Source organism: Photobacterium damselae subsp. damselae, assembly GCF_038086725.1.
Classification (GTDB): Bacteria; Pseudomonadota; Gammaproteobacteria; order Enterobacterales; family Vibrionaceae; genus Photobacterium; species Photobacterium damselae.
The window spans coordinates 939314-953809 of the sequence record NZ_CP146971.1; the positions used below are offsets into that span (position 1 = coordinate 939314).

Consider the following 14496-nt stretch of genomic DNA (forward strand, 5'->3'; position numbering starts at 1 on the left):
TAAATTAGCGGGCTAACCAACCACCATCAACGGCAATTGTGTAACCATTCACATAATCACTGGCGCTAGAAGCTAGAAAGACAGCAGGACCTTCAAGATCAGACGGCAAGCCCCAACGGTTAGCTGGAATACGCTCTAAAATAGCGGCATTACGAGCTTCATCAGCACGAAGAGCTGCAGTGTTATCGGTTGCCATATATCCAGGAGCAATTGCATTCACATTGATATTATGCTCAGCAAGCTCTGTAGCAAGAGCTCGAGTCAGACCCATGACAGCCGATTTACTTGCAGTATAAGATGGCACTCGAATACCACCTTGATAAGAGAGCATAGAAGCAATATTGATGATCTTGCCACCGTTACCTTGCTTAACAAACTGCTTAGCCACCGCTTGAGAAAGGAAAAATAGGGTTTTTTGGTTAATGTTGATCACATCATCCCAATCTTGCTCAGAAAACTCTAAAATATCTTGGCGACGGATAATGCCTGCGTTATTAACCAGTACATCCACATGTCCCATGATTTCAACGGCTTCAGCGACAATTTGCTCTAAATGATCTTGGGCCATTAGATTGGCGGTAATGTAATGAAATTTACGCCCCATTGCTTCTACTTGCTGTTGGGTTTCCGGTGCGGCTTGATGACCTACACCAACAATATCTGCCCCCGCTTTTGCAAGTCCTAAAGCCATACCTTGACCTAAACCCGTATTACACCCAGTAACGATGGCAACTTTTCCTGTTAAATCAAATAGATTATTCATATTTTGTCCTTAATAAAGATAGCCAAGCCCGTCCAAGTCACCGTAATGACTTGGCTATCTAAAAATGAGTTAATAAAAAAGAAGAGTGGCGAAGCTGAACTTATTTCAGATCGCTCATCGCTACGTGGTCCATGTCGTGGAACGTTTGGTTTTCACCAACCATGCCCCAGATAAAGGTATAAGCAGCAGTACCTACACCTGAGTGAATTGACCAACTAGGACTGATAACGGCTTGTTCATTGCGCACAACTAAGTGACGAGTCTCTTGTGGTTCACCCATATAGTGGAACACCACATTATCTTGGTTCATATCAAAATAGAGGTACACTTCCATACGGCGTTCATGGGTATGACACGGCATCGTATTCCATAAACTACCAGGGGCAAGTTCCGTCATTCCCATTAGCAGTTGACAAGTTGGAAGTACTGCTGGATGAAGATATTTGTAGATGGTGCGAACGTTACAGTTCTCTTGATTACCTAAGGTTTCAGGAGCAGCATCTTCACGGGTAATTTTACGAGTTGGATAAGCGTGATGAGCTGGGGCACAGTTCAAGTAAAAGCGCGCAGGTTGTTCTGCACTCACACTTTCAAAACGAATATCTTGTGCGCCCATTCCGACATAAATGGCTTCTCGTGCACCAATTTCATAAGTTTGGCCATCAACAACCACTAAACCTGGCTCACCAATATTGATTACGCCCAACTCACGACGCTGTAGAAAGAAATCCACCCCGATCTCTTTACCACCTTCGAAGGCAATAGCAGTCTCTGTTGGTACCGCAGCGCCCACAATAATACGGTCAATATGGCTGTAGGTTAAATTGATCTGACCTGCTTGAAACAGATTTTCAATCAAAAATTGTTCACGCAAACCAGCAGTATCAAGTTGCTTTGCATGTGCACTATGTATTGGTTGACGAATTTCCATGTTTAACCTCTAAAATACGTTTTTCAGGCACATTAGTAAGCATTACGCTTAAATGCCCATTGACCATCAATCATGGTACTTTGAATAACAAAATCACTATCTACAACTGCAAATGAAGCACGTTTACCCACTGCAATCGAACCTAATTCCGACGCTTTATTGATATATTGAGCAGGGACAAGACTGGCCATTTGAACCGCTTCCCACTCATTGACACCAATGCTAAAGATCATATTACGCAGTGCTTGATCTAAACTGCACGTACTGCCTGCAAGTGACCCATCTTGAGTGCGCGCTTCACCTTGTGTGACTTGAATCATTTGTGCACCAAGTAAGTATTCACCATCACTTAATCCACCAGCACGCATACAATCGGTTATTAACGCCAGCTTTTGGTACCCTTTCATCCGATAGGCTAATTGCATCATCACAGGATGAACATGAATACCGTCTGCAATCAGTTCTGCTAACATGTCGTGATATAACACCGCACCACAGCAACCCGGTTCACGATGGTGCAATCCCAACATGCCATTAAACAGATGAACACCGCAGTCAGCACCGGCGTGATAAGCTTGTGTTACTTGCTCAAAGTTAGCACTAGTATGCGCAACAGAAGTTTTGATGCCTCGTTCGGTTAACCAATCAATGGCAGACATCGCGCCGTCATATTCAGGAGCAAGGGCAACACGAAGCAAAGATTGACCCGCAACTTGCTGCAGTTCGGTTAACTCAGCAATAGTTGGTGCTTTTAAATAGGTTGTTGGATGAGAGCCTCGATACGCTTCTGTAAAATATGGCCCTTCTAAAAAGCTACCAAGCAACTGTGCCCCAGAATGAGAACCTGCGGTAAAATCTCGAACTTGTTCTAACGCGGCTAAAATATCTTGCCAAGGTGCAGTTACCGTTGTTCCAACCCATGCAACAACCCCTGTTTGAGGTAGCGCATCACTAATGGATTGCAAAGCCGCTTCTGTTGCATCCATTACATCAGAGCCTGCTCGTCCGTGAATATGAATATCAATCAATCCTGGCAGTAAGGTCTGATTATCAAGCTCTATCACATCACAATCGACTGGACGCTCTACGGTGATCTGTTCAATCTCACCGCCAGCAACAATCACATAACGATCGGTTTCAATACCTGTTGCTGTAAAAATTCGTTGGGGATGAAGAGCAAAACGCATATTACAAACCATCTTCACATTCAACTTCAGGCTCTGGAGCCATCATCATTTCAAGTTGCTTACGCATGTCTTGCATACAAGAGCCGCCAATTTCTAGCAATATTTCAACTAACTCTTTCAGCTCAACGCCATCACGTTCAAACGCAGCATTCGCAATCATCGGTAAGTTAGCTCCACCAATAAGCTCAACATTAGGTGTATCCATCAATATAGCTAGAGCGCGATTAGCAGGAGAGCCTCCAGGGATATCCGTTAAAAACAGCACACCATCACCAGAATCTACTGCTTGAGCCGCTTGTCTTAAGGCAAGTTCTAACTCATCGGTTGACATGGTTTCTACAAAGTCGACATAACACATTTGCTCTTGCTCTCCAGCGATAGCACGCACAGCAGAAGCAACGCCAGAAGCAAAATGAATATGGCCAGATACGACGATTCCAATCATGATTTCAATCCTTGTATTGCAGAAAGTTAGGGAGCAAGTACTCCCTAACTTGATGAGAGCTTATAAAATACCGAGTAGGTGACCGACAACACCTGCAGCAAGTGTTGAGAAGATAAGTACAGGAGGCTTAGCCCAGAACCCTGTTCCTTTCACCATCTTGAACATAAAGAACACAAGCGCCAGTGGTAAAAGGTTTGGCATGATCTTGTCAAACAGAGCACTTTGTAGTTCTACCACCTTGCCCCCCAATTCAATGGAGGCTGTTGTCTGCACCTTAATAAAGGTGGCCGAGAGCGCACCGATAACAAAGATACCCATAATATTGGCAGCTTTTGCTAACTTCTCCGTGGCTTCGCTCATGTTAACCATGGCTGCGGTACCCGCTTTATAGCCCATGAACATCAAACCGAAATAAACAGCAAAATGAACAATTTGATATAAGAAGAAGAACACAAACGGGCCAGCAATTGAGCCTTCCATCGCAATAGAAGCACCCAAAGCAAGTGTTAATGGCATTAGCGTCATATGGTCGATAGCATCACCGATACCACCCGTTGGTCCCATACCCGCAACTTTCATTACGTTAACAGTTGATGGCTTCTCTTTGTTCTCTTCCATCGCAATGGCCGTACCAAGCAAGAAAGTAAACAGCTTTGGACTTGCATTAAAAAACTGAAGATGGTTCTTAAGAGACTTTGCAAAATCACGCTTATTATCACCGTGAATTTTCTTTAACGCCGGAACGATAGAGTAAGCAAAACCACCAGCCTGCATACGTTCAAAGTTAAAGTTACCTTCCATAAATAGGCCGCGAATAGCACAGATCCAAAGATCTTTTTTCGTGATCACTTTACGTGGTGTAGTATCTTCGTACGCATCGACATCATCGACTAGATTTACGTGAGTTTTGGTATTTTTATCGGCTAGAGTGCCTGCTGTGATATCAGATGCCATCTTCAAATTCCTCTGCTTGCTTATTGCTGTTTCCATTGCCACTAAAGAAGAAGTACAGTGCTGCGGCTGATGCGCCCAAAATTGCCACTGCCATAATTGGAAGTTTTAGGTAAGTAGTCATTACAAAACCGATGAAGAACACACCTGCCACTTCTTTTGACCACATGATTTTTAGCAACATGGCAAAACCGATTGCAGGAACCATCTTCGCGCCGATACCTAAGCCTTCAAGTAACGCTTTTGGTGCATTTTCATCAATCCAAGTTGCCGCATGCTCACCAAAGTAAACGGTAATAAAGGCAATCACAGCGTATAACACAGCACGCAATGAAATAGTGGTAATCAATAAGCGATCGATACCATCAGAATCACCTTGCTCAGCAAAACGGTCAGCTTTACCCATTGTAAATGCTGTCATAGCAAAGAAGCCGATCACCAACATTTGCATCATAACGGCGATAGGCATACCAACCCCCATCGCAACCGCAGGAGACTGTCCCGTCATTACCGCAAATGCTACTGCTGCGATAGTACCCATGGTTACATCTGGTGGCTGAGCACCGGCATTAGGCACCAAACCAAGCCAAGCTAGCTCAAGTGTTGCACCAGCAATCAAACCTATTTGTAAATCACCCATGATCAAACCAACCACAGGTCCTGTAATCAATGGACGGTGAATATTCAGCGCAACATCGTACTTATCGATACCGCAGAAGAATGCCCACACCGCCACAAGTGCAGCTTCAAAAAACATAATTCAATCCTTGTGTATGTAGGGTAGAGACGGCTTATGCCACCGTCTTCGCAAGTTCAAGAACAGGTACTGGATTTTGGTCTGGTGTATTTTGCACAGTACAAGTCACACCGCGAGCAACCATACGTTCAAATGCATCAATATCTTTTTCATCAACCGAAACTGTTTTTGCAATTTGGCGCTTACCTTCATGGAAATGCATATTGCCTACATTACAGTGAGTAATTGGCACTCCACCTTCAACCAAACGAGCAACATCTGTTGGGTTATTGCACAGAATAAAAATCTTCTGTTGCGGTGATGCTTTATGAATTACATCAATAGTTTTTTGGATAGAGAAAAAGCGTACCGCATATTCACCGCCAGCAGATGCTTTCATCCCCGCTTGCATAAATGCAGCATTAGGGCCGTCAGCAGCGTCATCATTCGCGACTAAAATAAGGTTAGCTTCAGAATGCTTACCCCAAGTAATACGAATTTGGCCGTGTAATAGACGTTCATCAATGCGAGTCCATACGATATTTGGTGCCGTCATGAGTTCTACCTCTAATAGTTATTTTAAATTGCCAGATAAATCGTGAATTACTACTCCTTGTACTACACGGTTAACTTCACCAGTAGGACACGGATTATCAGGTGTATTGCCAAGCGCTAGAGAGCAATGGAATGCGTAACTCTGAGCAAATAGCATGTAAGGAAATAACAACTCTGCATCAGTAGCGCCAGCCATCTTATCTACATAAAAATGGGTTCCGCTTTCGATGCGAGGGTCTGGTTGAGCTGCAATCGCGATGACATCAAATGCAATATTGTCACGACGCAATTCATTTAATAGGTCGAGATCGTACTTTCGGGTGTATTCATCATTAGAAACGAAAACAACAACTAAGGTTTTTTCGTTTACGATAGATTTCGGTCCATGACGAAAGCCCAGTGGAGAATCATAACAAGCGACCACTTTTCCAGCCGTTAACTCTAATAATTTTAGCGATGACTCCTGAGCAAGCCCTTGTAAACCGCCACTTCCTAGATAGATCACCCTATCGACTTCATGGTTTATAGTATTACGTATTTCCGAATCGAAATCTTTGAGCGACTGCACAGAATCTCGACAAACACTTTCGAAACCTTTCGTGTAATCGTTTCCATACAACATAACCGAAAGACAGGCTAGCATCATAGATGAAAAACTTGAGGTCATCGCAAAAGATTTATCATTCGTTTGCTCTGGCATTAATAGTGGCAATGCATTTTCGTTATTTATGCTGTTTTTATATAATTCACCTTCGTTATTACAGGTAAGAACTAGATGATAACACTGAGATAAGCATTGATTTGCCAACTCAACAGCAGCCACACTTTCTGGACTATTTCCTGAACGAGCGAAAGAAATTAAAAGAGTTGGAATATCTTCTGCAAAATATTGTTTTGGATTGGAAACGATATCAGTTGTAGCAATAGCTTCAACACGACAACTCAACTGTTCCGTTAGTGTTGGCGCAAGAGATTTACCGGCAAAGGCAGATGTACCCGCTCCAGTTAACACAATACGAATGTTTTGATGAGCAAACACTTTATCCATAAATGCTTTAATTGCAGGACGACATTCCTGAACAATTTGCAGTGTTTGTAACCAACATTCAGGTTGCTGTGTAATTTCTTTTGCTGTCCAGTAACCTTTCAAACGGTTTAACTCTTGCTCGGTATAACCTAAATATGAATTCATGCTGACCTCATTAAATATTTGGATGACAAGCTTTACTGTAACTACGCAAAACTTGACGGATCTTATCGATAACCAACGCCTTAGGTTCGGCTGAGATCAGCCCCTCTCGGACATGGTGAAATTGCTCAGGAAGATATTGGCTCAATAACGGCAAAGGAATGCTATAACGAGACAAGTTTGAAAAAAGAGTGGCTTGAGCCTGTAAAATTGTTTCATCAGGCCAGTAATAACGGATACGGTCACTAAAACTATAGCAACGAGAAAAACGCTGCTGCGACTCATTACCGTGATAATACTTTTGCCAATATTGAGGATGCTCACGCATTTGATTTTCAATGCGCTGTTTAAAATGGGAGCTGTGAGCCGACGCGACTAACTCATCTTCAATGGCCGCTAAATTAAATAACGCTTCACGCATTGCAAAAGTTAAAGCAGGACCAACCTTTAAAATGGCAAAATGATCGGCAACAAGTTGGCAATAAGCTTTATCGGTTTGATAATCAGTAGAATGAGCTTCAAACACCATTTGAGGATATTGATCAACAACTTGACTTAACCCAATGGCTTTTTCTGGTTGATAATCAATAACACCTGTATGGTCAAATTCCACGCCAGGTTGAACCACAAGACCAATCACTCGCTCCCAACAATTAAGGCCTAAAGCTGCAAAAGCACTTCGATGACATTCAATTGTTTTTGTCGCCGCTTGTGCTGAAGTAACTTCCAATTCATCAAGCTCTTCTGCCGCGCCCCCAGGAACAGGAACTTCGGTACCAATCACATAAACGACATCACTTGAACCGAATGTTGCGACCGCAGTTTGCTCAGCAATTCTTGCAAGGCGAGCGGCGCGTTCAGCTACAATTTCATCGCTTAACGGAACAGGATCACCAGCGCAAGACATACTGCAATCTAAATGAATTTTTTTAAATCCAGCGGCAACATAAGCAGCGATCAAATCATCGGCTTTACTCATCGCTTCAGAAGCTGGGAGATCTTGCCAACGATTAGGGCCTAAATGATCACCACCTAAAATTAATTTTTCAGTAGGGAATTGATATTGCTCAGCTTTATCTAAAACGAAATCACGAAAATCACAGGGAGTCATACCGGTATAACCACCGAATTGATCCACTTGATTGGATGTCGCTTCAATTAATAATGCAGAGTTATCATCTAAGGCTTGAAGTAATGAAGCTTCAATTACCAAAGGATGGGCAGAGCAGACGGAATAAATACCATTTTTTGCGCCTGCTTTATGAGATTGAACAATTTCTTGAAGGGTGTTCATTAACTAACTCCACAAACAACACCTAGGATGCCGCTATGGAGTCAGTTAATCAGTTCTCTTTTTCGACAATAATAACGTCAACTTTCATATCTCGAAGACCTTGTAAATAGTCTTCTGGAATATCAGAATCGGTTACTACCGTATCAATATGACCAAACTCGCGAATCATATGGCAGCTACGTTTCCCAAACTTAGTTGAGTCCACAACCGCAATCACGCGTTCAGAAATTTCACACATTAAGCGGTTAAGACTGGCTTCCTGCTCATTGTGTGTAGTGATACCTGCTCGTAAATCAAAACCATCTACTCCTAAAAAAACTTTATCGAAACGATAGTTTTTCAGGCCGGTTTCAGCTTGAGAGCCAGAAAAAGAGAGTGCGTTCTTTCTAAGCACACCACCTGACATTAACACTTCAACACCAGGGGCTGACGCTAACTCCATTGCTACATCCAGACCATTGGTCATGACAACAACGTCTTCAACTGTTTTTAAGTTCGAAGCGATCTCTCGTGTTGTTGTCCCCGAATCTAGAATAACGGTGTCACCATTGTGAATCAGTTTCGCCGCAGCCTGTCCAATCGCGGTTTTAATTCCCGCATTTTGACGACGCTTTTCATGTACGGTTAATTCTGCAATCACACCTGAGTTAGGAATAGCTGCGCCATGAGAGCGAACAACATAACCATTTTTTTCGAGAAAACTCAGATCACTACGAATGGTGACGCTTGAGACATTAAACTGTGACGCAAGGTCTTCAACGCGTGCTTTACCATCACGGTTCACAACGTTGACAATTTCCATGCGTCTTTCAACAGCACTTTTCACTTCTGTTGTCTCCTATTGAAATCAAATGAAATTACTTTCGAATGATTTCGTTTGTAGATTACACCTAAAAAACACCCAAACAATACGTAAAAATAAAACTTATGATCTCTTTCACAAACTTTCGTTAATCTTCGAATTTGCTTGCGCTATATTACGTATTACGAATCAATAATATATCTCGAAAATAGGAACCACAAACAATATTCGAGTTTTTTCGAGCAATTCGCCATTTTTTGAACGAAAAACAGTAAGAAAGTCAACTTTCGAAAACCTTCTTATTCTTTCATTTTGCTTTTTGTGATCATAAACACAGCACAAAAACTGTCGATACCTTACGATCCGCAACAAATCGCAACACAAAAGACTTTTATTTACTTTTATTGTTTTATTATAAATAACTTCAACTAGGAGTTGATGGTATGTCTATTACTCGACGTGGACTGTTAAAAGGAATGGCGGCCTCTAGTGCGCTAGTTTCAGCAGGTTTAACGCCTCATGCGGTATCTGCTTCCGAACAAAAACATGCAAACGAAAGTGTTCAAAAGAAACCCAATCTATTGATCATTTTTCCTGATGAGTTTCGAGCGCAAGCTCTAGGCTTTATGAAACAAGATAATAGCTTAACGCCAAATCTTGATAAGTTTGCCAAACAAAGCGTTGTACTACGCCAAGCGGTTTCAAACTTTCCTTTATGTACCCCTTTTCGCGGTATGTTAATGACAGGGCAGTACCCTTACCGTAATGGTATTCAAGGTAATAGCCATACGGGAACCCCTGGTTTCTTTGGTGGTAAAGACTTTGGAATCGAACTTAAGAAAAATACAGTGACCTGGTCTGATATCCTTAAAGAACAAGGGTACAGCATGGGATATATCGGTAAATGGCATCTCGATGCCCCAGAGACCCCATTTGTTCCTAGCTATAATAATCCTATGGAAGGTCGCTATTGGAATGATTGGACTGCACCAGATCGTCGCCATGGCTTTGATTTCTGGTATTCCTACGGTACTTATGACTTACATCTAAATCCAATTTACTGGACTAATGACACTCCACGTGATCAGCCGCTTCATATAAATCAATGGAGTCCTGAGCATGAGGCTGATGTTGCTATTAATTATTTACGAAACGAAAATGGAAAATATCGTGATGCGGAGAAACCATTTACACTCGTAGTTTCGATGAACCCACCACACTCCCCTTACGATCAGGTGCCACAAAAATACCTTGACCGTTTTAAAGGCCAAAGTTCGAAGAGTTTAAATACACGTCCAAACGTACAATGGGATAAAGAGTATTTAGAGGGTTACGGTCCTAACTATTTCAAAGAATACATGGCGATGGTCAATGGGGTTGATGAACAATTTGGTCGTATTGTTGATGAATTAGATCGCCTTAATTTAGCTAATGATACCTTGGTTGTGTTCTTCTCCGATCATGGATGTTGTATGGGCTCAAACGGTCAACCAACCAAAAACGTTCATTATGAAGAAGCTATGCGCATTCCGATGATTTTCCGTTGGCCTGGAAAACTGCAACCACAACAAAACGATTTACTCTTCTCTGCCCCAGATATCTATCCAACCTTATTTGGTTTAATGGGGATGGAGCAGTTGATTCCAGATACAGTTGAAGGAACCAACTTTGCTCGAACTTTACAAGGTATGAAAGGCGATAAAACCCCAACCTCTCAATTTTATACTTTCATGCCTTATGGTGGTCAATCTTACGGTCGTCGTGGCGTACGAACCGATCATTATACTTTAGTGATTGACCGTAAGATCGGAAAACCTCTCACGGTTACTCTGCATGATAACCAAGCCGATCCGTATCAAATGAAAAATATCGCAGCGGATCACCAAGCAATCGTTGAGAAACTAGTGCAACAAGAGCTACTACCTTGGCTTGAACATACAGGTGATCCTTGGCGACCAACCGAGGTTCCAGCAAATAGTGCAAAAGCATACACCTAGCAGTTATCGATAAATCAACTATCTCTGCCACTAATCTGCTGAATTAGAAAAGATATGTGGTTGATAAAAACTTAACTATAAATATTAGGGACAATCCATGAACACATTAACCAAAGTTGTTATTGCATCAACTCTTGTAACTGCAGGCGGCCAAGCTCTTGCCAATGATTACAAAACCACTATTGAATATCGCCACCAGTATGTTGATGGTGCCAATAAACACAGTGACCGTATTAAAGCATTTTTAGACACAGGAAAAGGTGTTGGTTTCGAGCTTGATGCTCGTTATAACAACGACGAAAAAGACAAAATGTTCGACTCAATGTCTATGAATGGTTCTGAGTTCTCCGCATTTTATTATAAGCGTCTAAATCCAAATACCGTTGGCCTTGTCGGTATGTCTCTTGATTTTGTTCCAGATGGCTTAGTCTATGTACCTTATGTTCGTTTAAACTATAAGTTCGATAACAACATTCGTGTTCAAGGCCGTTATAAGTGGAAACTGTGGGACTATTCAATGACAGGTCCAAGTGGTGATAGCTATCATTCAAAAATTCAAGAATTTGATGCGTGGCTAGGCTACAACACTCAAAACTGGGACTTCCAGTATGAATTCCAAATTTGGAAAGAGATGGAAAGTAACGCCCTACCTCAGTTTGATAATGATGATATTAACTATTTACATAATTTCCGTTTGATGTACACCTACAAAACAAAAGATGATACGTCTTGGCGTCCATTTATTGAAGTCGGTAATGTGAGCCAAAGCCGCTATACTGATAACCGCCAAACTCGCTACCGCATGGGTATTAAGTACACTTGGTAAACGAATATCAGCTATAAATTGAGATAAACTTGTAAGCCCGATAAAAATAGATTCTAACGATCATTCTTTGTCGGGCTTTTACTTTAACTGGTGATTAATTTAAGACCTAAAAGAGTAAACAATCCACCTGTTAAAGCATCAATATAACGCTGTAGCCGAAAATAGGTTTTCTGAGCCCTTGAATGGGAAAAAACAAGCGCTAACAAGCAATGCCAAACAAACGTAATCAACATCATCGTTGCTATAACCAAGATAGCAATACGGTAATCATGCTCACGAGGGATCGCAAGACTAAATAAGCTGATCACAAACAATCCTGTCTTAATATTCAATATACTGGTGGTAAATGATCGAATAGCAGAGGCACCCCATGAGTGTTTATCCTCTACCTGTCCCGCTAATTGATACCCTCGGCGTACGGTCTTAAAACGACTAAGCCCTAAATAAATAAGATAAGTCCCACCCAAAATCTTCATAACAGTAAATAACCAGGGATAAAGGGATAGCATAATGACAATCCCTGAAATACCAGCCAATCCCCATAGGCCAACGGCAAGAGTAACCCCAAAAGCGCAAGCCAAGCCATTTGCCTTTCCAGATACCAAACTGGTATTAATCGTCAAAAAAACATTGGCTCCAGGCGTAATAGCAGCTAAAGACCAGACCACTAACACGTGCAAAAAGACATCAAAATACGCAATTCCGTGCATTTAAATACCATATCCATATCAAGAAAAATTCAATTAATTATAAAATAATCAATAAGTTTATTCACAATAACTTTATTTGTATGCCTTAAAGAAATGCCTCATAATAGCGCCCCTATAATCGTCGATGAAACTGTCTTTAGGTTAAAATGAATGGAACATAAAATCTTGGTGGTGGAAGACAGCCGTCCTTTTCGCCGTGTACTAGAAGTGGAATTACGTAAAGCAGGCTACACACCAATTTTTGCAGAGTCTATCGCTGATGCGGAAAAAATCTTAGATCAAGACCTCGATTTCTTATGTGCAATTCTCGATTACTGCTTACCTGATGGTCAAGACGGTGAAGTGATAGATGTCTGCCTGTCGGTTGGGATCAAAGTGATTGTCCTTACCGCTTTAATGGATGAAATGACCCGAGAAAGAGTTCTCGCCAAAACCGTTATCGACTATGTACCTAAAGATAGCCCAAGTTGTATAGCCTCCATTATTCCGATCCTTAATCGACTGGGAAATAATAGCCAGCACAAAGTACTGGTTGTTGATGATTCTATCACCTCTCGAAAATATGTTCGTAGCTTACTTGAACGTCAATATTTGAATGTATTAGAGGCGTGTAATGGAGAACAAGCATTAGATATCTTTCGTAAAGAAAAAGACATCAGCCTGATTATTACAGATTACACTATGCCCGAACGTGATGGTGTTAGTTTAATCAAAGAAATTCGAAAAACACATAGCCCAAGTGAAGTGGCTGCGATTGGCCTTTCTGCCAGTGATGAGCACGCGTTAACAGCAAAGTTTTTAAAAGCCGGAGCCAATGATTTTCTAAGTAAGCCGTTTAACCAAGAAGAATTTTATTGCCGTCTTCATTCTACATTGAATATTCTTGATGCTGAACGAAAGCTATTTAATATGGCAAATACCGACTACCTCACCCAATCTTGGAACCGCCGTTACTTTTTCAATCATCCTGCGACAAAGAAAACATCAGGCCCCAAATGCCTTGCTCTTATTGATATTGATAAGTTTAAACTGGTTAATGATACGTATGGCCATCATGTTGGTGATATGGTCCTTATCAACTTCGCAAAACTACTGAGAACCTATTTCTCGGATTCTCTTGTCGCTCGTCTGGGGGGAGAAGAATTCTGCATTGTATTTGGTAACTCTCAATCAATTTTTTTACAACGCTTAGAAGCTCTGCAAAAAGAACTCAATACTGTCCCAACCGTGATTCTCAACAACGATATTGAGTACACCGTTAGTATTGGCGTTACACACGGCGATCAAGACATTCATACTTTGATTTCAAATGCCGATAAATGTCTATATCAAGCAAAAGAACAGGGCAGAAATCGAATTGTTATTTGTTAGGAGATATTCGTTTAAATCTCTTAATTCATAAGAAAGAAAACAGTAGATCTAGTTTCTAAAAATCAAAAAAAGCAGAGCACTTAATATGCTCTGCTTCTAATCAGAATACTGTTATATATTCTTTTATCTATAAAATTAAAATCAAACCCCAAGTTACAACGACAAGTCCCATTGCAACAAATACAGCAGCAGAACCGATGTCTTTTGCTCGACCACTTAACTCGTGATATTCCGAGCCAATTCGATCAACTACCGCTTCAATAGCAGAATTCAATAGCTCTGTAATGACCACAATAAACAGCGTACCTATCATTAGCACTTGCTCTACAACACTGACTGGCAGAAAAAAAGTGATAATGGTTAGTATTGGCAGTAGCACCATCTCTTGACGAAATGCCGCTTCATTTTCCCATGCAGCCTTTAGCCCCTGTGCAGAGTAACCCGCTGCGTCAACAATACGCTTTAAACCTGTTGCTCCTGGTTTCATTTGATTCTCTTAGTTGTTTTAGTAAGTCAGGATTATTCCTATTTAGCTTATTATAAACATTTGCAAAGAATTCAAAAACAGATTTGTTTGAGATGAATTTGAGCGAATCAAAAACGACTAAATGTGAATGTTCAAAACCATTATCGATCATTTCATCCGTATGATAAGTGCATACAACCTTACCACCGAGTCTTAACATGAGATTAAGATACATCCGATCATGAATACAAATATATACCTTTTTATATTGAG

Annotated in this window: 15 protein-coding genes; 3 read left to right on the forward strand and 12 right to left on the reverse strand. The window is 41.3% G+C overall.

The window, feature by feature from the left end; all coding sequences use genetic code 11:
• Positions 1-4: 4 nt before the first annotated feature.
• The 10 genes from kduD to agaR form a co-directional block, all read right to left on the reverse strand.
• Positions 5-763 carry a 2-dehydro-3-deoxy-D-gluconate 5-dehydrogenase KduD gene (kduD, locus tag WAX86_RS18875; protein ID WP_237035601.1) on the reverse strand — a complete coding sequence of 253 codons (759 nt, stop codon included), beginning with the start codon at positions 761-763 and terminating at the stop codon, positions 5-7.
• Between the two features lie 100 nt (positions 764-863).
• Positions 864-1694 (reverse strand): 5-dehydro-4-deoxy-D-glucuronate isomerase, encoded by an 831-nt coding sequence (gene kduI / locus WAX86_RS18880; protein WP_069531911.1) that lies wholly within the window; start codon positions 1692-1694, stop codon positions 864-866.
• 32 nt (positions 1695-1726) lie between these two features.
• Entirely contained in the window at positions 1727-2881 is a 1155-nt protein-coding gene (gene nagA / locus WAX86_RS18885; RefSeq protein ID WP_341489484.1) for an N-acetylglucosamine-6-phosphate deacetylase, read from the reverse strand.
• A gap of 1 nt (position 2882) precedes the next feature.
• Positions 2883-3326: a PTS galactosamine/N-acetylgalactosamine transporter subunit IIA gene (gene agaF / locus WAX86_RS18890; RefSeq protein ID WP_044179605.1), complete on the reverse strand. Its 444-nt coding sequence runs from the start codon at positions 3324-3326 to the stop codon at positions 2883-2885.
• A 60-nt stretch (positions 3327-3386) separates the two neighbouring features.
• Positions 3387-4280 (reverse strand): PTS system mannose/fructose/sorbose family transporter subunit IID, encoded by an 894-nt coding sequence (locus tag WAX86_RS18895; RefSeq protein ID WP_005306165.1) that lies wholly within the window; start codon positions 4278-4280, stop codon positions 3387-3389.
• The gene (gene agaW / locus WAX86_RS18900) at positions 4270-5034 is read right to left on the reverse strand and encodes a PTS N-acetylgalactosamine transporter subunit IIC (RefSeq protein ID WP_005306168.1); all 765 of its coding nucleotides are present in this window, start codon (positions 5032-5034) and stop codon (positions 4270-4272) included. Before agaW ends, WAX86_RS18895 begins: the two co-directional genes overlap by 11 nt.
• Positions 5035-5068: 34 nt before the next feature.
• Positions 5069-5569 (reverse strand): PTS N-acetylgalactosamine transporter subunit IIB, encoded by a 501-nt coding sequence (gene agaV / locus WAX86_RS18905; RefSeq protein ID WP_005306171.1) that lies wholly within the window; start codon positions 5567-5569, stop codon positions 5069-5071.
• Positions 5570-5587: 18 nt separating this feature from the next.
• A complete protein-coding gene (locus tag WAX86_RS18910) occupies positions 5588-6760 on the reverse strand; it encodes an SIS domain-containing protein (RefSeq protein ID WP_069531919.1) in 1173 nt (390 codons plus the stop codon).
• A gap of 10 nt (positions 6761-6770) precedes the next feature.
• Positions 6771-8051 (reverse strand): tagatose-bisphosphate aldolase subunit KbaZ, encoded by a 1281-nt coding sequence (gene kbaZ / locus WAX86_RS18915; protein WP_341489485.1) that lies wholly within the window; start codon positions 8049-8051, stop codon positions 6771-6773.
• A gap of 49 nt (positions 8052-8100) precedes the next feature.
• The gene (gene agaR / locus WAX86_RS18920; protein ID WP_197734799.1) at positions 8101-8853 is read right to left on the reverse strand and encodes a transcriptional repressor AgaR; all 753 of its coding nucleotides are present in this window, start codon (positions 8851-8853) and stop codon (positions 8101-8103) included.
• A gap of 443 nt (positions 8854-9296) precedes the next feature.
• Here agaR and WAX86_RS18925 point away from each other — a divergent pair, with 443 nt between their 5' ends.
• Positions 9297-10850 carry a sulfatase gene (locus WAX86_RS18925; protein ID WP_136039250.1) on the forward strand — a complete coding sequence of 518 codons (1554 nt, stop codon included), beginning with the start codon at positions 9297-9299 and terminating at the stop codon, positions 10848-10850.
• 97 nt (positions 10851-10947) lie between these two features.
• Positions 10948-11676 (forward strand): oligogalacturonate-specific porin KdgM family protein, encoded by a 729-nt coding sequence (locus WAX86_RS18930; protein ID WP_069531925.1) that lies wholly within the window; start codon positions 10948-10950, stop codon positions 11674-11676.
• A gap of 83 nt (positions 11677-11759) precedes the next feature.
• Here WAX86_RS18930 and WAX86_RS18935 read toward each other — a convergent pair whose 3' ends face one another.
• On the reverse strand, positions 11760-12386 hold the full coding sequence (locus WAX86_RS18935; RefSeq protein WP_341489486.1) for a LysE family transporter: 627 nt from the start codon (positions 12384-12386) through the stop codon (positions 11760-11762).
• Positions 12387-12536: 150 nt separating this feature from the next.
• Between WAX86_RS18935 and WAX86_RS18940 the strand changes: the two genes are divergently transcribed.
• On the forward strand, positions 12537-13757 hold the full coding sequence (locus WAX86_RS18940) for a response regulator (RefSeq protein WP_106340826.1): 1221 nt from the start codon (positions 12537-12539) through the stop codon (positions 13755-13757).
• 127 nt (positions 13758-13884) lie between these two features.
• On the opposite strand, the gene WAX86_RS18945 is transcribed toward WAX86_RS18940, so the two are convergent.
• Positions 13885-14244: a diacylglycerol kinase gene (locus WAX86_RS18945; protein ID WP_068947234.1), complete on the reverse strand. Its 360-nt coding sequence runs from the start codon at positions 14242-14244 to the stop codon at positions 13885-13887.
• Between the last annotated feature and the right edge of the window lie 252 nt (positions 14245-14496).